The 20168-nt window shown below is 61.8% G+C and carries 22 protein-coding genes; 11 read left to right on the forward strand and 11 right to left on the reverse strand.

Annotated features, from left to right (window positions below; genetic code table 11):
* The first annotated feature begins 3 nt into the window (after window positions 1-3).
* Entirely contained in the window at window positions 4-2229 is a 2226-nt protein-coding gene (locus IPM12_15305; GenBank protein ID MBK9149171.1) for an insulinase family protein, read from the forward strand.
* Window positions 2230-2259: 30 nt separating this feature from the next.
* On the opposite strand, the gene IPM12_15310 is transcribed toward IPM12_15305, so the two are convergent.
* From IPM12_15310 to IPM12_15330, 5 genes are all read right to left on the reverse strand, one after another.
* Window positions 2260-2445, reverse strand: a complete 186-nt coding sequence (locus IPM12_15310) for a DnaJ domain-containing protein (GenBank protein MBK9149172.1) — start codon at window positions 2443-2445, stop codon at window positions 2260-2262.
* The gene (locus IPM12_15315) at window positions 2446-3387 is read right to left on the reverse strand and encodes a glycoside hydrolase family 16 protein (protein MBK9149173.1); all 942 of its coding nucleotides are present in this window, start codon (window positions 3385-3387) and stop codon (window positions 2446-2448) included.
* Window positions 3387-4685: a hypothetical protein gene (locus IPM12_15320; protein MBK9149174.1), complete on the reverse strand. Its 1299-nt coding sequence runs from the start codon at window positions 4683-4685 to the stop codon at window positions 3387-3389. The genes IPM12_15315 and IPM12_15320 overlap by 1 nt, the downstream gene beginning before the upstream one ends.
* A 74-nt stretch (window positions 4686-4759) precedes the next feature.
* The gene (locus tag IPM12_15325) at window positions 4760-5500 is read right to left on the reverse strand and encodes a TerB family tellurite resistance protein (protein ID MBK9149175.1); all 741 of its coding nucleotides are present in this window, start codon (window positions 5498-5500) and stop codon (window positions 4760-4762) included.
* Between the two features lie 68 nt (window positions 5501-5568).
* Window positions 5569-6300, reverse strand: a complete 732-nt coding sequence (locus IPM12_15330; GenBank protein MBK9149176.1) for a hypothetical protein — start codon at window positions 6298-6300, stop codon at window positions 5569-5571.
* Between the two features lie 60 nt (window positions 6301-6360).
* Between IPM12_15330 and IPM12_15335 the strand changes: the two genes are divergently transcribed.
* From IPM12_15335 to IPM12_15355, 5 genes are all read left to right on the forward strand, one after another.
* Window positions 6361-6639 carry a hypothetical protein gene (locus IPM12_15335; GenBank protein MBK9149177.1) on the forward strand — a complete coding sequence of 93 codons (279 nt, stop codon included), beginning with the start codon at window positions 6361-6363 and terminating at the stop codon, window positions 6637-6639.
* A gap of 10 nt (window positions 6640-6649) precedes the next feature.
* On the forward strand, window positions 6650-7726 hold the full coding sequence (locus tag IPM12_15340) for a hypothetical protein (protein MBK9149178.1): 1077 nt from the start codon (window positions 6650-6652) through the stop codon (window positions 7724-7726).
* A gap of 183 nt (window positions 7727-7909) precedes the next feature.
* Complete coding sequence (locus tag IPM12_15345; protein MBK9149179.1) at window positions 7910-10174, forward strand: AAA family ATPase; 2265 nt, start codon at window positions 7910-7912, stop codon at window positions 10172-10174.
* A 221-nt stretch (window positions 10175-10395) separates the two neighbouring features.
* Window positions 10396-11505, forward strand: coding sequence for a hypothetical protein (locus tag IPM12_15350; GenBank protein MBK9149180.1), 1110 nt, complete (start codon window positions 10396-10398; stop codon window positions 11503-11505).
* 34 nt (window positions 11506-11539) lie between these two features.
* On the forward strand, window positions 11540-12727 hold the full coding sequence (locus IPM12_15355) for a TIGR03862 family flavoprotein (GenBank protein MBK9149181.1): 1188 nt from the start codon (window positions 11540-11542) through the stop codon (window positions 12725-12727).
* A 240-nt stretch (window positions 12728-12967) separates the two neighbouring features.
* Here the strand turns inward: IPM12_15355 and IPM12_15360 are convergent, their stop codons facing one another.
* A complete protein-coding gene (locus IPM12_15360) occupies window positions 12968-13696 on the reverse strand; it encodes a hypothetical protein (GenBank protein ID MBK9149182.1) in 729 nt (242 codons plus the stop codon).
* A gap of 174 nt (window positions 13697-13870) precedes the next feature.
* On the opposite strand from IPM12_15360, the gene IPM12_15365 reads away from it, so the two are divergent.
* The 3 genes from IPM12_15365 to IPM12_15375 are packed head-to-tail and all read left to right on the forward strand — an operon-like array spanning window position 13871 to window position 16125.
* The gene (locus IPM12_15365; protein ID MBK9149183.1) at window positions 13871-14140 is read left to right on the forward strand and encodes a ferrous iron transport protein A; all 270 of its coding nucleotides are present in this window, start codon (window positions 13871-13873) and stop codon (window positions 14138-14140) included.
* Entirely contained in the window at window positions 14141-15976 is a 1836-nt protein-coding gene (locus IPM12_15370) for a ferrous iron transporter B (protein ID MBK9149184.1), read from the forward strand.
* Window positions 15976-16125: a hypothetical protein gene (locus IPM12_15375; GenBank protein ID MBK9149185.1), complete on the forward strand. Its 150-nt coding sequence runs from the start codon at window positions 15976-15978 to the stop codon at window positions 16123-16125. Before IPM12_15370 ends, IPM12_15375 begins: the two co-directional genes overlap by 1 nt.
* A gap of 1 nt (window position 16126) precedes the next feature.
* Here the strand turns inward: IPM12_15375 and IPM12_15380 are convergent, their stop codons facing one another.
* Window positions 16127-16378 carry an RNA-binding protein gene (locus IPM12_15380; GenBank protein ID MBK9149186.1) on the reverse strand — a complete coding sequence of 84 codons (252 nt, stop codon included), beginning with the start codon at window positions 16376-16378 and terminating at the stop codon, window positions 16127-16129.
* Between the two features lie 380 nt (window positions 16379-16758).
* Window positions 16759-17046, reverse strand: a complete 288-nt coding sequence (locus IPM12_15385; protein ID MBK9149187.1) for a hypothetical protein — start codon at window positions 17044-17046, stop codon at window positions 16759-16761.
* Between the two features lie 109 nt (window positions 17047-17155).
* Between IPM12_15385 and IPM12_15390 the strand changes: the two genes are divergently transcribed.
* Window positions 17156-17428 (forward strand): heavy-metal-associated domain-containing protein, encoded by a 273-nt coding sequence (locus IPM12_15390; GenBank protein MBK9149188.1) that lies wholly within the window; start codon window positions 17156-17158, stop codon window positions 17426-17428.
* A gap of 24 nt (window positions 17429-17452) precedes the next feature.
* Window positions 17453-17827 carry a hypothetical protein gene (locus tag IPM12_15395; GenBank protein ID MBK9149189.1) on the forward strand — a complete coding sequence of 125 codons (375 nt, stop codon included), beginning with the start codon at window positions 17453-17455 and terminating at the stop codon, window positions 17825-17827.
* A 59-nt stretch (window positions 17828-17886) separates the two neighbouring features.
* Here IPM12_15395 and IPM12_15400 read toward each other — a convergent pair whose 3' ends face one another.
* The 3 genes from IPM12_15400 to IPM12_15410 are packed head-to-tail and all read right to left on the reverse strand — an operon-like array spanning window position 17887 to window position 20125.
* The gene (locus IPM12_15400) at window positions 17887-19056 is read right to left on the reverse strand and encodes a hypothetical protein (protein ID MBK9149190.1); all 1170 of its coding nucleotides are present in this window, start codon (window positions 19054-19056) and stop codon (window positions 17887-17889) included.
* Complete coding sequence (locus IPM12_15405; GenBank protein MBK9149191.1) at window positions 19053-19619, reverse strand: hypothetical protein; 567 nt, start codon at window positions 19617-19619, stop codon at window positions 19053-19055. The genes IPM12_15400 and IPM12_15405 overlap by 4 nt, the downstream gene beginning before the upstream one ends.
* The gene (locus IPM12_15410) at window positions 19616-20125 is read right to left on the reverse strand and encodes a hypothetical protein (protein ID MBK9149192.1); all 510 of its coding nucleotides are present in this window, start codon (window positions 20123-20125) and stop codon (window positions 19616-19618) included. Before IPM12_15410 ends, IPM12_15405 begins: the two co-directional genes overlap by 4 nt.
* Between the last annotated feature and the right edge of the window lie 43 nt (window positions 20126-20168).

A 20168-nucleotide genomic window follows, 5' to 3' on the forward strand; every position in this document is an offset into this window, starting at 1 on the left:
CGCATGAAGCCCCACGCCGCGCGCCACGGCCTCTGCACAGGCCTGATCCTCTTATCCGCATCGATGAACGCACAGCTCGATCGCAGCCAACCGCCCGCTCCTGCCCCACCGCCGCAAGTGCAGGTGGCCGCGCACACCTTCTTCACCCTGCCGAATGGCATGCGCGTGATCGTGGTGGAGAACCACAAGCTGCCCAAGGTCGATGTGCAGCTGCGCTTCGATCATGCCCCCATGAGCCAGGGAGACAAGGCCGGTTTCATCGACTTGTTCGGTGAATTGCTCGAAGCGGGCACCACCTCAAGGGCCAAAGCGGACATCGACGCGCTGGTGGACCGCCTCGGCGCCACTCTGCACACCTCTCCGGATGGCGTGCACGCCAGCCTGCTCAAGAAGCACCTGGCACCCATGATGGAACTCGTGGCCGAGGTGGCCACTGCACCCTCTTTCCCGGATGAGGAACTCAACAAGGCACGCACCCGCATGCTCAGCGGCGTGGAGCAGCGCAAGGACGACCCTGCCGCTACCAGCGAGACCGTAAGCCGTGCCATGACCTTCGGGCGCGCCCATCCGTATGGAGAGGTCACCACAGAGGCCAGCCTGAAGAAGGTGCAGCGCGAACAGCTGGTGGCGTACCATGCCAAGTTCTTCCGTCCGGAGAATGCCTACCTGGTGCTCGTAGGCGATGTCACAGAGAAAGAGGCGAAGGCCTTGGCCAAAGAACGCTTCAGTAAATGGGCGCCCGCACCCAAGTACTCCGTGGTGGATGAGAACAATGTGGAGACGCTCCCCGGCATCGGCCCCCTGCGCTTCCTCACCCAGCCCAAGACGCCCAGCGGTCCGCGCCGCGTGGTGCTGGTGGATCGGCCCGGCGCTGCGCAATCGGTGATCCGCGTGAGCTTCCCGCTGAGCTTCCAGCCCAAGGACCTGCGCGCCCTGCCGGCGCAGGTGATGAACACGATCCTCGGTGGTGGCGTGTTCAATGCGCGGCTCATGCAGAACCTCCGCGAGGACAAAGGATGGACCTACGGCAGCTACTCGAGCCTCGAGAGCGACCGCTTCAACGGCCACTTCCACACCACCGCCAATGTGCGCACCGATGTCACCGACAGCGCCATCACGGAGACCCTGAAGGAGATCGAGCGCATGCGCATGGGCCGTGTCACCGCCGAGGAGCTCGACCTGGCCAAACGGTACATGGCCGGCAGCTTCGCACGCAGCCTCGAGGACCCGCGCACCGTGGCGCGCTTCGCGCTGAACACCTACCTGAACGAACTGCCGAAGGACCATTACACCACCTACCTCGAGCGGCTGGAGGCGGTCACAGCGGACGATATCCAGGCCGCAGCGGAGGCCTTCCTCCATCCGGACAATGCAGTGATCACCGTGGTGGGCGACCGGCGCAAGCTCTTCAATAAGCTCGAGGCCCTGAGCTGGGCCAGCAACCCGAAGGTGATCGAGCTCGACCACAACGCCGAGCGCTACATCGAAGAACTTGAGCGGGTAACCGACCTCACGGCACAAGACGTGATCGAGCGCCACCTCATGGCCATCGGTGGCCGCCCGGCCATCGGCCGCATCACCGATCTGCGCATGGACATCGAGGCCGAGATGATGGGCGTGCCGGTGGAGATCACGCAGTGGTACGGTCCCGGTGGCCTTTTCCGCTCTTCGGCCAAGAGCAACGGCGCGGTGCTGCAGGAAGAGGCGTTCGACGGGGAGCGCGCCGTGCGACGGAGCCCCATGGGCGAGCAGGAACTCGAGGACCGCGACCTGGGCGAGATGCGGCTGAATGGCCACCCTGTGCCCGAGCTGCATTACGGCGCCACCATCGAGCGGCTGATCCTGGCGGGCCGCACCCGCATCGATGGCAAACCGGTGATCAAGCTGGTGGCCATGCTGCCCGATGGCGGCAGTTTCGGCGACTATTACGACGAAGCCACTTGGTTGAAGGTGCGGCGCGTGGAGCAGAAGCAGGTGGACGACCGCAGCGTGACCATCACCACTGATTACAGCGACCACCAGGCCAGCGGCGGCGTGATGTTCCCGCGGAGCATCGTGCAGATGGGAGGCCCCGGCGGCGAGGTCGTGCTCACGGTGAAAGCCATCACCATCAACTCCAACCTGAAGCCGGCCTTCTTCGCCACCAACCTGCCCGAACGGAAGGAAGTGCCCTACGTGGAACCCGGAGAAGAGAGCCCGGTCGAGGTCGAACCGAAGCCGGAGGACTGATCCGCGCCAGCCCTCTGCCGGCCTGCGGTTCTACTTCATCCCCCGCTCCTTCTGGATCGCCTCATAGGCCTCTTGCACCTTCTTGAACTTCTCGTTCGCCGCTTTCTGCACCTCCTCACCGAGCTGCGCCACCTTGTCCGGGTGGTACTTCATGGCCATGCGGCGGTAGGCCTTCTTCACCTCCTCGTCGGTGGCGGTGCGGTCGATCTGGTCCACTCACCTGCGCCTGTAAACCCGCACATAGTCCACAACCATGGTCGCTGGCAGATCATGTATGCCGAGGTCCTGGCCCGCTGGCGAAGTGAATAGCCTCCGCTTCACAGCCAAGCTCAAGATCACCGACACATGGGCATCCTGTGCTGGAAATGCTTGGTTCTGCAGATAGATACCTGGCGGTGCGTTGCAAGTGGTCACGGGGCGATTAAGGACATCGTAGAGACGACTCGCACGATGAATCAACACATCATCGATGTAGAAATCAACGAACCAGACATCCCAATCCACACGGTAAACATGAAAGTCGTCGGCCAAGTCAACCAGCTCCCGATTACCTGATTCACTTGCCACTTTCCCATTGCAAGGCTCATTGTACCGATGCAGGGCATAGTGGTATTCATTTGATGGCCTTGCCATTACCTCCAAAATGTCGATCTCAACGCAATTCGGTCCACCACCGAAGAGCCAGAATGCCGGCCAGAGATGCTTGCTCTCGCTTTTCGGGACTTTGAGCCTGCACTCAAATCGACCTCTCGAAAAAGACTGGCGACTATGAAGAACGCCTGATGTGTATACCGAAGACACACCATACCAGAACGCCCGTTCGCCCTTGCGGGCCAAGATGTTCAGAAACCCATCGCCGGTCACGATGACATTGCTATCCGCATTGACCGTGAGCACCTCCGGCCAACCATGTACGCGGCTCTCGTAACATTCATCGGAATGGTAGCAGTATGGATAGTGCGTGAGCCAACGATCCGCATCTATTCCCTCACCAACGAATTCCTCCTCGAACACGAGGTCCCATGCACCATGGGCGCAAAGATCTCCTTCCTCTACAGCAACAAGCCTGTGGCGAAGTGGATCGGAGTAGAGTTGACCATTGCAATCCCATGCTACAAGCAGGGCGGAGTAAATGAAGCTGGTAATTCGCGGCTCCATCACGCTCTGTTTCCAAGGGGCACCCTTCTAAGAGCATCGTAGAGGCCGATCATCGCTGCGAAGGGAATCGCCCAAGCCATCTTGATGCCGAATCGATCAGCGATAGTGACCAGACCGGCATTCACTGCAGAATTGAGCACGCACGCTCCAAGCAAGAAAGCAATCATCACCCAAGTTGTCCTTCCAATCCGAACCCGCAGCCGATGGATCGCAGCCAAAAGAACCAATGCAGCCAGCCCGATCATGACACCCGCCTCATGGACATTGCGCCAGGTGGGCATGGCGGACTCGAACACATCCCTGTGCATCTGCCGGGCCTGTGAATACGCGTTGGCATCCATGGGCACGTGGCGCACCAAGCGTTCGTGCAGCAGGGTACCCGGACCGAAAGCCCCGTTTCCATCGCCCGGCGCGAACCGAGTGAGTTGAATCGCTATAGATCTCAAAGTTGCGCGCCCTTCAGCCATGAGGAGCTCGGGGTCTGTTAGCACAGTGGACCGAATCCGGCCAAACTCCGATTCCATTATTGACCGATCGGTGTAAAGCGATTGCGGCGAGTCCTTCGCCCAGAGGAACGAATCAGCGCTGGCCGGTATGATTTCTCGCCGTTTGCACAGCGTGACAGGATCAGTGTCGCAATACTTCACCAGGTATTGCTGGAGAACGCCGTGTTCGGCCATGCGTGCGGCATAGAAAGTATTCTTCGATTTCGCCAGGGAAGGCCCCATAGGCACGGTACCAGCACATGCAATTAGCACCAGGAGCGCGATGCGCTTCCATGAAGGGTGCGCACTTGATCGCCGGAACAGTTTCAGCATCGAGGCAAGCGCAAGGACCATCGCCGTCAACCCGATATGCGACATGTGCATGGCGTAACTGACCAGGAGAAGCGCGCCGTAACCGAAGATTTCCCTCCGTGGAAGGCTTTTGGACCATAGCAACAGATACAACGTGCAAAGCAGGATTGGGGTGAACACATCGGTGATCAGCTGGCCCGAGCTGAAGGGCAGGCCGGTCACGAGCGCTATCCACGTGATGCCTCCAGCGCGCGACCATGCGCCGACCCAACCCACCTCCTTCAGCAGGCGATGAAGAACGACGGCCAACAGCAGTGCTTGCGCCAGAACCACAGTCCACAGCGTGACGCCATTCAGGCTGACGAGCCGTAAGAAAACACCGTAAGTGATGGGCCGGTCGATCGGAGTATCCAAGACGAATCCCGACGAGAGATACGTGGAGGTATCAGAGTAAACCAGCGGGTAACCGTTCCATATCGCCACCCAGAGCAACGCTACCATGGAGACTACGGTTGTTAGCGCATTCGCCACCTTACCGTTTCTCCCAAAGGCCATGCGTCAAGTTTACGCTAAGGCTATTTCATCCCCCGCTCCTTCTGGATCGCCTCATAGGCCTCTTGCACCTTCTTGAACTTCTCGTTCGCCGCTTTCTGCACCTCCTCACCGAGCTGCGCCACCTTGTCCGGGTGGTACTTCATGGCCATGCGGCGGTAAGCCTTCTTCACCTCCTCGTCGGTGGCGGTGCGGTCGATCTCGAGCACCGCATACGCAGCACCTGGATCGGCGGTGCGGAACATGGCACTCAACGAGCCCAGGTCCTTCTCGCTGATGCCGAGTTCGTGCGCGACGGTGCGCAGCAGGCCGATCTCGCTACGGTGCACCTCGCCATCGGCATGGGCCAGTCCGATGAGGTAATGCAGGAGCTGCAAGCGCACGGGGTGCGGCATGTTGTGGCGCACCTGCGCGCATACCTCGTGCACGGGGATCTCCTGCTTGAGCGCATCGCGCAGCAGCACGAGCAACTCACCGGCCTGCTGCGCGCCGAACTGCTGCATGAAGAAGCGCCGCACATGATCGAGTTCGCGCTGGGTCACCTTGCCATCGGCCTTCATCAGCGCGGCCGTGAGCACCACAAGGCTCATGGCCAAGTCGCCGGAAGTGGTGGAGCGGGCGCGCGGCGGAGGCTGCGCGGTGCTTCCATCCGTGCTGCCGCCCATGTGATCCATCATGGCCCCGATGGCGAAGCCGAGTATGCCGCCGATGGGGCCGCCGAAGGCCCAGCCGAGCCCGCCACCGATCCATTTGCTGAAAGCCATTGCGCGAATTGAGGTCGGCAAAGATGAATGTTGGGCCGTGCAGTGCCAGCGCGCCGATGCACGAGCGGCTACTGCTCCTGCTGCTCGGCTTCAGCCGGCACCACACGGTACCGCAGCAGCACATCCGACCACACGGTCTCATTCCCTGCGGTGCGCGCATCGCGCAGCGGTGATGGATCGCTCCAATCGCCGGGCTCCGGTGATTCGGGCAAGGGCAGGTCGAAGGCGAGCCAGGTATCCTCCTCGATGTGGAAGCTGAGGATGCGCGTGCTCGAACGGGTGTTCAGATCCGCTCTCACAGGCACGATCAAGAAGCCCCCCTCCTCCCGGAACTCCGATCGATCGACGGTCGCGTAGCCGTTGTCCTTCGGTCCTGCATACAGGCTCATGCGGATCTGATCAGGCTCACGCGATCGGTCCGTGATCCGCTCCAGCGGCACGCGCACCTCCACCTCCAAGGCGAGCAAGGCGCCTTGATGCTTCAAGGGGCGTGGGATGGACAGCAGGCTGAGCCCTGCGATGCCGAAGAGCGCCACTTGGGCCAGCAGCAGCGACAAGCCCAATGCCTTCCAGAACTGCATCCATTCCGCTGCGCTCACGAGCTTGGTTCCCAGCAGTCCCAACAAGAAACCGCCGATGAAGCCCGCTGGGATGAAGAGGAAGACGATCGCATAGCCGCGCTTGCCCTCGAAGTCGCTCACGCCGTGCAGGCCCGTGACCTTGTCAGCCACGAAAACCGTGGCGAAGGCCGTGATGATGGCTGTGAGCAGGGCGACGACGAGGGCGATCTTCCAGGACATGGTGGGCGCGTGCCGGTGAAGATCGCATCTTCGACGCATTCAGGCGTGAACAGCAAGTGCATGGCACAGGTCATCATCACCGAAGAGGGGCGCTCCGGCTCCGTGCTTTTTGAATCCGATGGCCGCCGCATCTCCGGCTGGTGGGAATTCGCCGGAGGCGATGCCGTGGCGATCGTTCACATCGGCAGCGCCAGCGAGTGGCGGCATGGCCACTCCTGGGCGGTGGATCAGCGCGTAGAGATCATGCGCTTCATCGCGGATGAGGTGATCCGGCAAAAGGCCAGCAGCTGCAAGGCCGTGATCGATGAGGAGGGCGGATGGATCACGCTCAAACGATGATCTACAGCGGATGAGCGACACAAAGGATGAACAGGAGACCGCCGTCGCATGGTACCGGCGGTACCGTTCGCTGGGCCTCAAGCTCTCGCTATTCGTGGGCGTTGCGGCCCTCATCTTCGGCGCTGTGATGTGGTTCGGGAAGAAGGTCCTCTCCGTGGCCCCCGCGAGCGGAGTTCCGCTGGGCGAATGCGTGCGCACCGAAAGCCACATCGCCTCGCTCATTCAAGCCACCGACCCGCACCTGCCCGAGATCAGCGGCCGCGGCGGAAACACCACCACGAGCGTCAGCATCCTGATCATTCCGATGGATGGGAGCGAGCCGAAGAAGATCCTGATCGCCGAGGGCCTCACGTCGAATCAGTTCGCCTTAGCGAAGATCCTCGGCAGTGATGGACAGGTCCTGTGGTTCGACGTCAACGGCATCGGCGGCGTGGACCTGAAGCGCTTGGCATTGCTGCAACCCGCAGAAGTGCGAGACCCCTACGTGCCGAAGTCCGCATGGCCCTTCGCGATCAGCGCTGACACCTACCTCTCCGCTGGTTTCATCGTAGCGCACGGACAATGGCTCGGGCTCCATTCAGAAGAGGAGCTGATGAGCGAGTTCGCTCCGAAGAAGTTCTTGCGGCGCGTGGTCCCGCAGCCACTTCGCTCTGCTCGTGGTGACGGCCTACCAGTGCGCCGATTCCATCGCGGTGTGCTTGAAGCGCCCGTGGATGAGAAGTACCATCGCATCATTTCCATGGATCCGCTCAGCAACGATGCGTACTTCAATGCGGCCTTCCTGCGCATGGACGACGATGCGGAACCGATTCGCCTCACCGATCCCGATGGCGCGCTCATGATCCACACCTCTGAGCCCGGGCTCAAGGGCACCACCGCCATCTCTCGTGTCGACCTTGATGGCAGGGTCATTTGGTCAGTGGATACCGCCATCGATCGCTTCAAGCTCTTGCAGATCCTGCCGGGGAAAGAGTCGTTCGCCTTCGTGGGCACGCGGCTGCCCGTGCCGGATAAGCTGAGTGAGCCCTTGGTGGTGATCGTGGATAATGCCACAGGTGAGGTGCGCTCGGAGACGTTGTGGAGGTAGACCAAAGCGCCGGTCGGTCACACGCGCCTGCTCTCCGCCGCATTGACTTGATGCCCCGAGGTCTGGAAGGATCCGTCTACATTTGATTCACAGGGTTCCAACGCCAGCCCATCGATGTCCAAAGGATCCCAAGGTGAGCCAACGGTCCTTGACCTGCTCAAGGAGCTGAAGGAGTACATCATCGTGCTCGCCCTGCTCGCCAGCGTGGTGGGCTACCTTGCGTACAACCTGCACAAGCTGCCGGAGAGCATGTGGCTGTTGCGCATCCTGTTCTGGATGGCCGTGCCGGTGATCCTGCTGCTGATCTACCTCTACAACCTGCGGCCTGCCATGATCAGGCAGCGCGAGCTGCGCATCCGTCCTACCGGCGACCCCACGGCGGAGTACTTCACGACGTCGCCACGGACGGAAGCGGATAGCGCGCTTTTCAATGGTAAACCGGAATACGAGAAGATTCTGAGCTGGCTGATGAGCGCGCATGAACCCGTCCTGATGCTCACTGGTCAATCGGGGGTTGGCAAGAGTTCGTTGGTCGATGCGTACTTGGCGCCTGAGCTGAGCAAACACTCCGAGCCGCGTATAGAGGTCGTCCGTTTGCGTGCAGGGCAGGATCCGCTTGCTGAGTTGAAGGGTGCCTTATCTGAACGGCTGAAGGCTTTCGGCAATGATGCCGGCAACCTGGATGCCCTTCAACTGGTGAGCGCCTTGGAAAGCATCGCACCTGCTGGACATCGCACGCTGATCGTGCTGGACCAATTCGAGGAGTTCTTCCTGTTGCAAGGCGCGGTCGCCAATGCGGATCCCGTGAGCGCGGGAAAACCGATCGTGCATCAGCCGATGGTTGAGGAACTCCGGGATTTTTTCCGCAGGCTGTTGGTACTGCGGCCAACGCGCCTTTCCATCCTGCTCTCCTATCGTGAAGACCACCAGCCAATGGTGGACGCACTTGAACTGCCCGCGCGGACCGAGCGGCTCAACTGGATGCCCGTGTACCCGATGTCACTTGCCAGCACGCGGGCCTTCATCAACGCCTGCCCCGGCCTCAATGTGCCGAAGGAGCGCATGGACAAGGTGATCGCAGAGGCCGCACGGTACGAGGATAGCCAGGGCATCCGGCCGATCGTGTCTAACATCCTCGGGCTCGTGCTGCTCCGTATGGTCGACCATCCTACGGCCTGGCGAAGGACCGACGATCTACTGCGCTATTACGTGGAGAGCGGATTGGGTAAGGAATTGCGGCTCGACCGGGCCAAAGTGCTCCGATCGCTGCTTTCTGATTTCAGGACCGCAACACCGCATGCCGTCAGGAAATTGGCGAGCTCGACGCGCTGGTCCGTACGCACCCTGGAGAACCAATTGGAACTACTCGGACACCATGGCCTGCTGCGCTGCCTGAATCCCGCCGAACCGGAGCCTGGCGAGCGCAAATGGCAGATCGCGCATGACTTCCTCGCCTTGCAGGTGGATCGCGTAATGCCCGGCATTCATCAAACGACCTTCCGTGCGATCCGCCCGTGGCTCGCTCCGACAGCCTTGCTCATCGTCATCCTGCTTACCTCATTCATCGCCAATAGCCCCGAAGACAGAGCCGCACGCTCGCTCCGTGAAGTCGGGCTGATGTGGGATCCGGAACGGCGGACGATCGAGTCATCAAGCTACGCCGAGGAGAACCTCTCATCGGAAATGATCCGTGAACGGAAAGGCGATCTGGTGCTCCTTGATCCGCAAGCGATGAGTGTCTACTCCGAGGTATTGGTCGATCTCGAATGGCTTCAGGGACTTCAATCGTTGCGATCCCTTGATATCCTTGGCTGCAATGAGCTGAAGGATCTTAGTGGATTGCATTGGGCACCCGGAATCGTGGAACTTGAGATATCTCTGAACACCGGTATCGAGGAACTGGGCGGGCTGCAACACCTCCACGGGCTCAGGTTCTTTTCTATGGCATATTGCCCAAAGCTCAACGGTATCGAAGAGTTGTCGGGCCTGACAAGCCTGCGAACGCTGAGCCTGGCGAGCAACGACTGGCTGAAGGACTTGAACGCGATACGCGGCTTGGATTCGCTGGAGCAACTTCGCCTGGGTAATTGCCAACAACTCACCGACTTCAGCGGGCTGCAAGGCTTTGCGCGGCTAAGTCGTCTGGACTTGAAGAGGTGCGTTCGGCTGAAGGACCTCGAAGCGCTGCGCGGGTTGACCTCACTCCGGGCGCTTGACATCTCCTTTTGCGACAGCCTTGTCGACCTGAGCGCGCTGACGGCACTACCTGCCATGGATACCTTGCGCTTGCATGGGCCGTGGTTGTTCGAGATGGTGGATGAACTACCACCATTACCCCAACCGCGACGGATAGAGATCGGTGCATGCGAATTACCCGTCGGTGCCGATACCGCAGGTCTTCGCGCGAAACTCCCCCATATGGTGGTGCTACCGAAACCGGATAGGTAGATGATCCATGCATTGTGCTGTAAAGGGGTTGTCCAATCCATCGCTTCAAACTCGCACAAGTCATGACCGGAAAGGGCGCCTACGCATTCGTCAGCACTAGGCCTCCTTTGCCTGACAAGCTTAGCGAGCCCTTGGTGGTGATCGTGGATAACGAATCGGGCGAAGCGAGCACCCATTCACTGTGGCGCTAGCCGCTGGGCATTGATGAGGTAGCTTGCGGCATGCATGTATTGCACCTTCTGCTTGTCGGCGCTTCCTTCAACGCCATCATCGTGCAGGCCCAGCCTTGGGAACGCCCGCTGATGCAGGCGTGGTCGGCTGATGGCGTCACCTTTTCCGTGCCCTCGATCTTCCAGGATTCCTCTGGCGTGCCGTCAGTGATCCGCTGGAAGCCAGACACGCTCATATGCGCCTTCCAATGGTTCCGCCAGCCCATGGGCTCACCATCCTGGGACCGCGTCGCCGTGAAATTCTCCTACGATGACGGCCAGAGCTGGACTACGCCCGAAGCGATCCTTGTGAACGGCCTGCCATCGGGCTATCAACGGCCCTTCGACCCTACGCTCGTGAAGCTTGGCGGCGACAGCCTGCGCATCTACTTCTCATCCAGCGCCACGCCGCCCATGGGACTCGATGCCTCAGTGAACACCTATTCGGCCCACACCACCGATGGCGTCAACTACACCTTCGAGCCAGGTGCGCGCGTGGACGTGGCCACCATGCCCGTGATCGATCCCGCCGTGATCCGCTTCGGGCCGGGCTGGCACTACGCCGCGCCGGCCGGTGCGCCGCAGGATGGCGCTTACCACTACCTCTCGCCCAATGGGATCGACTTCAACGCCGTGCCCATGATTCCGTCCGACGCCATGCACAACTGGACCGGCAACTACATGGTGGAAAGTCCGAACGAGCTCCGCTTCTATGGCGCTGGGCAGAACGGGGTCTGGTACAACTCCTCGCCGAACGGCGGCACCTGGAACGGCTACGTGAGCACCAACATCATGGGCGGCGACCCGAGCGTGGTGAAGGTGGCTGACAACAGCTACCTGATCGTTTACGTGGGCCAGCCATACGCCATGGGTCTTGATGGACCAGCTGCCTCAAGCGCGAAAGTATCGGTGGTGCCGGTGCCCGCGCGCGACAGGCTCCGCCTCGTGAACGGATCATCTGTTGTGAGCTACCTGATCCTGAGCATGGCCGGTGCGATCCTGCAAGAAGGCCGGCCGATGAACGGGATGATCGATGTGCAGCGCATTCCGGCAGGCGCGCACCTCCTGCAACTGCATGATGCGGAGGGTGAGCGCACGACCTTGCGGATCATGAAGGATTAGGGCAACGCCGGATCGGATCATTGTCCTTTGCTCCATGGAACGCAAACGCATCGCGATCATCGGGGGAGGACCTGCTGGCCTGATCGCAGCCGATGCGCTCGCCCAACATGGCGAGGTGCACCTCTATGAGCAAGGCAAGAGCGTAGGCCGCAAATTCCTCGTGGCCGGACAAGGCGGTTTCAACCTCACGAACAGTGCGGAGGGCGAAACGTTGAAGGCGATGTATGCGCCACCCGGTTTCCTGGATGAAGCCCTCGCATCCTTCGGGCCCGCGGAATTGCGCGCGTGGCTGCAGGAGATGGGCATCGAAACCTACGTGGGCACCAGTGGCCGTGTCTTCCCGGTGAAAGGGACCAAGCCCATCGATGTGCTGCAGGCCATCCGCGACCGGCTGATCGCGCGCGGGGTGCGATTCCACTTGGAACATGCCTTCATCGGCTTCGATGCCGAGGTGCGCCCGATCATCGAGCATGCGGGCAGTCGTTCAGCCGTGCAAGCGGATCGCGTGCTCTTCGCGTTGGGCGGCGCGTCATGGTCCGTCACCGGATCCACGGGCCATTGGGTCGCGCATTTCGCATCGCTCGGCCTGGACATCGCGCCGTTCCGCTCATCGAATTGCGGGATCAACGTGCAGTGGCCCGCGCACTTCATCGCCGCGCACGCCGGCAAGCCCTTGAAGAACATCCGCATCACGGCTGGCGACCGAAGCGTGCTTGGCGAGGCCACGATCACGGAGCACGGCCTCGAGGGCAACGCGATCTACCCGATCGTGCCGGTGGTGCGCGAAGCCTTGGAGCGCGGTGAGGAGGCCTTCATCCGCATCGACCTGAAACCGAACAGCACCGCCGAGCACCTGTTGCACAAGCTTTCCGGCAGCACACCAGCCGACTACCCGAAGGCCCTGCGCCTGGATCGCGTGCAGTTGGCCATGGTGAAGGCCGTTACGCCGAAGGAGCGCTTCTTCTCCCCCACCGATCTGGTGCAGGACAGCAAGCACTTGCGCATAGCGGTCACCGGTCTGCGACCGATTGAAGAAGCGATCTCGACCGTGGGGGGGATACGTCCGGCAGACCTCACGCCCGCGTTCGCAATAGCGCGCTACCCGCAGCTGCACGCCATCGGCGAAATGGTGGATTGGGACGCCCCCACCGGCGGCTACCTGCTGCAAGGCTGCTTCGCGATGGGGCACCATGCGGCGCAGTGCATCCTCGCCGCACGCTGACCCCGAACGTGATCCGGCGGGATCGCGCTCGATGGGATCCCCGGAGGTGCCTGCCTGCTGGAGCTGACCGATGCCAACGGAGCGAGGATGGCCTTGAGGTTCGCTATCGAGTGAGCCCCGATGCCGACCACCACCAGCACGATCTCGCCAGCGGCATTGGTGAAGCAGCGCGTGATGCCGCCTTGTGCCAGCAGGCTTTGGGGGATGGTTCGGAAGAAGCGGATCATGGTCGGTGTTGCTCTACTTAAGATCCCGAATGTGATCATCGAGTTGTGCCAGAATGGAAGCGATGTCATGCTCCATCGCTTCATACCGCCCTTGCATGTACTTGCGGATGAAGAGGTTCATCTTCACGACCTCCTGGAATTTCCTGTCATCCATGAGCCGCTCATGGTCCACTGGCGTGGCCGATACCCACATGGCTTCCACGTTCAGGTGCTCCAGGACTTGCGGATAGACATGGTTCCATTGGTAGCCATCATCAAGGCCCTTCTCAACATTCTCCAGGTACACGTACTTCATGGAGTACAGGGCTGATATGGCATTGCGCAGGCTGTCGTCAGAGATCAGGTCGATGCCCACGGACTTCAGGTTCTCCCAGGCCGCGGTATTCTCGCTGAGCTGGAAGTTGCCGAGGATGTTTCCATAATGCTTCTCCAGCGTATCGCTCAGAGGCGTTCGCTCCTGGAACGCATTCAGGACCGCTTCATTCGCACGGATGCGCTTCAGGTTGCCGGTGACGTTGTATCGCACGTCCAGCAGGTCCGCCACTAGGTTCTGCCGCATTTCCTGCAGCAGTACCAGTTCCTTGCTGCGCGTTTTGGCCTCAGCGCTGGCATTGTTGATGCTCAGCGCGATCAAGATGCCGATCACCACCAGCACGATCTCACCCACGGCATAGACTAGGTAGCGCGTGAGGCGGTTCTCCTTCAGGAGCCGCTGGCGGATGATGTTGAAGATGCGGGGCATGGGCAGGGTTGGTCGGTGAAGATGCAGAATCGGCCCTTTCCGCAGCTCATTCCACGGATGCGGCGACAAGCAGCAGAAGCAAGGTTGAACGACGCATGGCCGCAGAAGCAACCCACCATACCCCAATCGCGGTATTCCGACGCAACCATTCCGTTCGGACCTTCGCCGCCTTCCATGATACCGGAAAGCGAGCGCACCATCAGCCTGGACCAATTGCCCGAAGAGGGCTCGGCCACGGTTGCCGGCGTCACCGTGCCCACGGATGCGGCTGAGCGCACCCTCGTGCTGCGCCTGCTCGAACTCGGCTTCGTGCCAGGCGAGCGCGTGCAGGTGATCCATGAAGGCCGTCATCGCCGGGATCCCATTGCCGTGCGATTGGGCCACACCACTTTCGCATTGCGCCGCCATGAAGCTGCCTTCATCCAAGTGACCCCTTCAGCGTAGATGAGCGCCGCCACTCCTGCCCTGCCGCTGCGCATCGCCCTGCTGGGCAATCCGAACTGCGGCAAGACGGCGCTCTTCAACCTGCTCACCGGCAGCCGCCAGAAGGTGGCCAACTATGCAGGCGTCACCGTGGAGCGCAAGGAAGGCGTGATGCGCACCGCGAGCGGACGACGCATCAAGGTGCTCGACCTGCCCGGTGCGTACAGCCTCAACGCGCTCTCGAATGATGAAGCCGTGACGCGCGATGTGATCACCGGACATAGCAAAGAGGCCTTGCCCGACCTGCTGGTGTGCGTTGCCGATGCCACCAACCTGAGGCTGCACCTGCGCCTGGTGCTCGAGGCGCGACAGCTCGGCCTGCCCTTGCTGGTGGTGCTGAACAAGATGGATCGCGCCAAGCAGCTCGGCATCTCCATCGACAAGGCCCTGCTCGCCCGCGAGCTCAACCTCCCCGTGGTGGAGACCGTGAGCTTGCACGCGCACGGCGCCGATGCGCTTCGCGCAGCCTTGGATCAACCGCTTCGTGCAGCACCGCCGCCGCATTGGAAACAGCCCGACGTGGAGCAGGTGCTGGCCACGCAGCGCGATGTGCTCGGCATCTTCAACCGCACCGTCACCTCCCCAACCACCGATAAGGACCCGAGCATCCGCATCGACCGTTTCCTGATGCATCCGGTCTGGGGCTTCGCGGTGCTCGCGCTCGTGCTCTTCGTCACCTTCCTCGCGGTGTTCTCCGGCGGTGATGTGCTCTCCGGCTGGATCGAGGATGGCTTCGGCGCAATCGCCAGCGCTGTTGAAGCGAATATGGCGGACGGCCCCTTGCGCGGCTTGATCGTGGAAGGCGTCATCGGCGGCGTGGGCGGCGTGATCGTGTTCCTGCCGCAGATCTTGATTCTCTTCCTGTTCATCCTCGCGCTCGAAGGATCGGGCTACCTGCCGCGCGCGGCCTTCCTGCTCGATAAGCCCATGAGCGCCGCAGGGCTCTCGGGCCGCTCCTTCATCCCCCTGCTCAGCAGCTTCGCCTGCGCCATCCCGGGCATCATGGCCACGCGCACCATCAGTCATTGGCGCGACCGCCTCACCACCATCCTCATCGCCCCGCTCATGGCCTGCTCGGCGCGCATCCCGGTGTACACGCTGCTCGTGGCGGCCCTCTTCCCCGACGATGCCCTGTCTGCCGCCCTGGTGATGGTGGGCCTGTACGCGCTCGGCATCGTGGCGGCCATGACGGTGGCTTGGTTCATCAAGCGCTCCGACAAGCACGCTGCCCGCTCACCCCTGCTCATGGAGCTGCCCGCCTATCAATGGCCCGATGTGCGCAGCCTCGTGATCGGGCTGTGGGAGCGCGCCGTGATCTTCCTGCGCCGCGTGGGCACCATCATCCTCGCCATCACCATCGTGATGTGGGCGCTCTACACCGTGCCCTCTCCGCGCGACAATGGACGAAGCCTCGCCGGCGAGCTCGGTCATGCTCTGCACCAGGTGTTCAAGCCCATCGGCTTCAACGAGCAGATCTCCTTCGCGCTGGTGCCCGGCATGGCCGCGCGCGAAGTGGTGGTGAGCGCGCTGGGCACTGCCTACGCAATGGATGGCGACGAGGACGAATTGGATGAGCAGCTCCGCGAGCGCATCACGCGCGAATGGCCCTTGGCCACCAAGCTCTCGCTCCTGCTGTGGATGGTCTTCGCCCCGCAATGCCTCAGCACCTTCGTGGTGGTGAAGCGCGAGACCGGTTCGTGGAAGCAGATGTGGATCATGGGCGGCTACCTCTTCGCACTGGCCTACCTTGCCAGCCTCATCACCTACCAGCTCACCGCTTTCCTCTGCGCACCTTGATGCAGACCGTGATCACCATCGGGATCGTACTCGCCGCAGCGGGCTATCTGGCGTGGTTGTGGGCGCCGAAGCGGCAGGGGGCCGCGACGAACGCCTCAGAGGATGCTAGCGGCACCTGCACCGGTTGCAGCGGCTGCTCGGGCCGCTGACTCAGTCCCCCTGCTCGGTGCGTGCGGGCTTCACCAGCAGCCGCGTGTCCACCAGCTTCACGCCATCGAGCTTGTCAATGGCCTTCCTGGCCTCGCTTGAATCGCTCATCTCCACGAAACCGAAGCCACGGCTCACGCCCGTGATGCTGTCGGTGACCACCTCGGCCCGCTTCACCTCGCCGAAGTGGCCGAAGAGCAGCTGCAGGTGGAGGTCAGTGATGGAATGCGAAAGTCGGCCCACGAATATGTTCATGCGTCAGCGGTTCAGGTTGATAAAGAAGAGCGGCGCTGACCCCTCAAGGCCGGACCCGATGGGCCCTCGAGCGCCTGTATGCCGGATTGCAATGTACGGCTCACGCAGGGCCTTCCCGACGAAGCATCATCGATCGCATCATTCATGGCGCTTGCTGAGCGCGCTCAATGCCCCGCCTGGCGCGACTTTCCTGCGATTGAGGAATTGAACAGGCTAGAAGCCATCTTGAAATCATCCTTCGGGCTGCGCCAGGGCCTTCCCTGGCCATCCTTCGTTTCTCAATCCTTACCGAGCGTCCAGCTATGCCTGGGTTTCATGCCTCGGCTGGCCGCGGAATTCCTCCGGCTCGCAACCAACTACCATGCTGAGATGGCTTCTGATCAGCGCAACGCGACAACCGACTCTTCAATCGCATCCTTCAGCTTCTCGCATGCACGCACGGTATCGTTGAGGAGCTCATCGCGCGGCGTGAGGATGCTCTCGCGCAAGGCATCCACAGCGCCCACCAGTGGCGTGCACCGCGCATCCAGTGCTATGCCCTGCTCCATCTGCGCCTCGATGTCGGCGATGAGGCCCTCGTCCACGCGGCCATGGCGCAATTCGGTCTGGAGCATGAGCACGGTGCGGCTGAGGGTGCGCAGGGAGCGAACGAGAGGAAGGGTCGCCATCGGCCGCGAAGATGCGCGCTTGCGACTGAGCACGATCACCTCCGCAGGTGAGGTTGATCAGGCCCTTCGCCGATCCGTCGGGCTAAGTTTCGCCCATCACCCTTAGCCCATGCCCATCCTCGACCTGAATGTGGACAACCTGAAATGCGGCGGCTGCGCCAGCACCGTGCGCAAGCGCTTGAATGAGCTGCCCGGAGTGGTCTCCACCTCGGTGGATGTGGACAACGGCACAGTGACCGTTGCGCACGACGGCACCACGGAGCGCAGCACCATCACCTTGCTGCTGCATAAGCTGGGCTATCCGCTCAGCGGCACCGGCGGCATCACCGAGAAAGCAAAATCATACGTGAGCTGCGCCATCGGCCGCATCCACGGCGAATAGTGAAACGCTAACCCCTGCACCGCCATGATCCGCTTCCTCTCCCGCCTCAGCCTGCCCGCCCTCCTGCTGGCCTCGCTCTTCACGCTACAGGCCTCGACGGCCAGCGCGCAAGACAGTCCTTCCGGTGTCATGGAAGCCATCGTCACCCTGCACGATCCCGGCGTTGATGCGCAGGCGTGGCAGCGCTTCGCCCTACGCGTGGGCAAGGAAACCGGTGCCAACATCGAATACAGCTGCCAGCGCGCGGGCATCATCGTGGTGCGCTTTGAACGCCCGACCATCCAGGAGAAGGCCGATGCCATCACGCTCGTGCGGCGGCTGCTCAACGAGGCCGGCATCACCACTTCCGTCGAATTCCTCCACGTGCACGTGGAGCGCGTATCGCAGAACAAGTGCTGATGGACTGAGGCCCTGCTCCGCTGGTCGGAGCGGATGTCGATGGCGCCAATGGATCGTGCTCATCGCACCTGGAGCACCTGCCCTTCCTCCACCCAATTCCGCGGCCGAGCACCGAGCTCACCACCGGGCAGCGAGTACATGATCTCCATCGCCCCGATGTGAACCCGCCCGTATGTGGTGGTGCGGTACACGAGGTAGCCGGCGGAAGCAGCGGGTGTGGCGGTCCATTCCTTCGCGGTGCCGTCGATGCCATGCGGGTGGCGCAGCATTTCGATGAACACGCGCTCGCCCTCTGATGAAGCCCAACGCATGGTTCCGCTCTTCAGGCCGGTGGCCAGGTGCTCCGGCGTCAGTTCATCAACCTCGGTCAGCGTGAACGGACCCCAAATGCCCCAGCGCGTGTTCGTCATGAGGATGGCTGTGCCCGGCAGGGGCGATATGCCACGCACGTAGTACCCGGATCCGTCGGTGCCGTGCCAGTGCTCATCCACGGTTGTAATCACCAGATCGTTCACCTCATCATCGTGGAGGTCCACGAACTCATCCGGGGCCAGGCCCGGCGGCACCATCACCTGTGGTTCGCTCTCTTCGTGCCCGAAATCGTAGCCATCCTTCACGATCGGCTTCGTCGGCCTCGGATCGCCTTCCTCACCGTAGCCGTTCGGAACACGGATGGCCTCCTTCGACTTGACCACGACGCGGCCATAGGGATAAGGGAGCTCAAATTCGAAAGCTGCGATGCTCGTGCCGCGCTCATTGGCGCTGCGCAGCACCAGCGTGTGCCCGTCGTGATGATCACCGGTGCCGTACCAGCCATCCTCCGCTTGCGTGATCGCAGGCCCGAAGGGGCGCTCCAACAACCAGAACTCCGTGGCTTGATCCTGATCGGTCCAGCGCAGTTGCTTGAACCGGATGCGCGCTGCGAGCACCGCCGTATCCAATCGCGCAGCGCTGTCCAAGGTGTACCAGCGCTGATTGCTCCGCGTGCTCCACATCAGGACGGAGGTGCCGCTCAACGTACGCACACCCACCTTGTACGATCCCAGGTATCCGGGTTGCTGGGGATCCGAAACATGAATGGTGCGGCTGGTGATCAGCAGATCGGCGCGTCCATCGCCGGTCACGTCCACGTACTCATCGGGCGCAGGGCCGGGGATGATGCGGTTGGTCTGCGCCTGCAGCTGCACGGCGAGCGCACCGAGGCCGATGAGCAGGGCCTGCGTCCTCATCGCACCACGAAGGCTTGATCGGCCGGCACCAGCGCACCCACGCGGATGATCACGTGGCCCGTGCTGGTGGATCGGTCGATCGCGAACGAACCGTGCCACAGCTTGCCTTGGTGCATCGTTCGGAACACGTAGCGTTGGGCAGCCAGCCCGGGCATCACCGTTACCAACGCCGACTGGTGCCCGTAGCCCCAGTGGGCCACTTGCATGGAGCCATCCGTGTAGCTCACCAGCGGGATCTGCAGGTCGTCCTGGGGCCGGGTGGGCATCGCAGGGATCCGTTCCCCTTCGGCGCAGACCCTGGTGCGCCAGAAGCCTTGCTCATCGCGCATGTTGAGGATGGTGGTACCGGGCAGGTTCATGACATGGAGGTAGCAATTGCCGGAACTGCTCGGCTCATCGTCGGTGCCGCTGCTGAAACCCTGCACTACAAGATCCGGGATACCGTCGTGGGTGATGTCGATGCTGTCGCTCGGTGCGAAGCCGCAGTAGTTGCGGTCGAAGCCGGGCTGTGCGAAGGCTGGAGCACCCAGGAGCAGCACGGGAATGAAGAACAATGACCTCATCGTTCGAAGAGTGAGATGTTCACGGGGGTGAAAGCGGCTTCTCCGGGCCCCACAGCGTACACTTCATCATCGAATCGTCCACAAAGTCGATGGGATTGGCTGGCGTGAAGATGCAGCAACTGCTGCCGGTAGCGTGGCCCATGGTTGCCTGGCCGTTCATCGAGCACGAGCACGCGGTGATCCTCCATGCGGAAATGGTTCGGGACCACCAGGATGTAGTTGTCCTGTGCGAAAGGGAACTGGCGCTTGCCATGGCGCTTCCACGTGGTCGGATGCATCCATCGCGTCGGCCGGTCCGTGTTGCGCTGGAAAAGGTAGAATGGCGTTCCTGTTGCCGTGGCTGGGAGATTGTCCTTGTCGAGGAGCATGATCCGCAGCCCCTCGATCAGTGCTGTATCGCCTTCGGCATGGGGCCGCACCACGATGATGGAGTAGGAATCGAAGCCGCAGTGCTGTGCGGATAGCCAAACTGGGAGCAGGCCGAGCAGCATGCAGGCGATCCTCATGCGGGCCTGTACACCTCAGGAGCCGGATGGTTCGAACTTCGCA

Source organism: Flavobacteriales bacterium (assembly GCA_016716605.1).
Classification (GTDB): Bacteria; Bacteroidota; Bacteroidia; order Flavobacteriales_F; family PHOS-HE28; genus PHOS-HE28.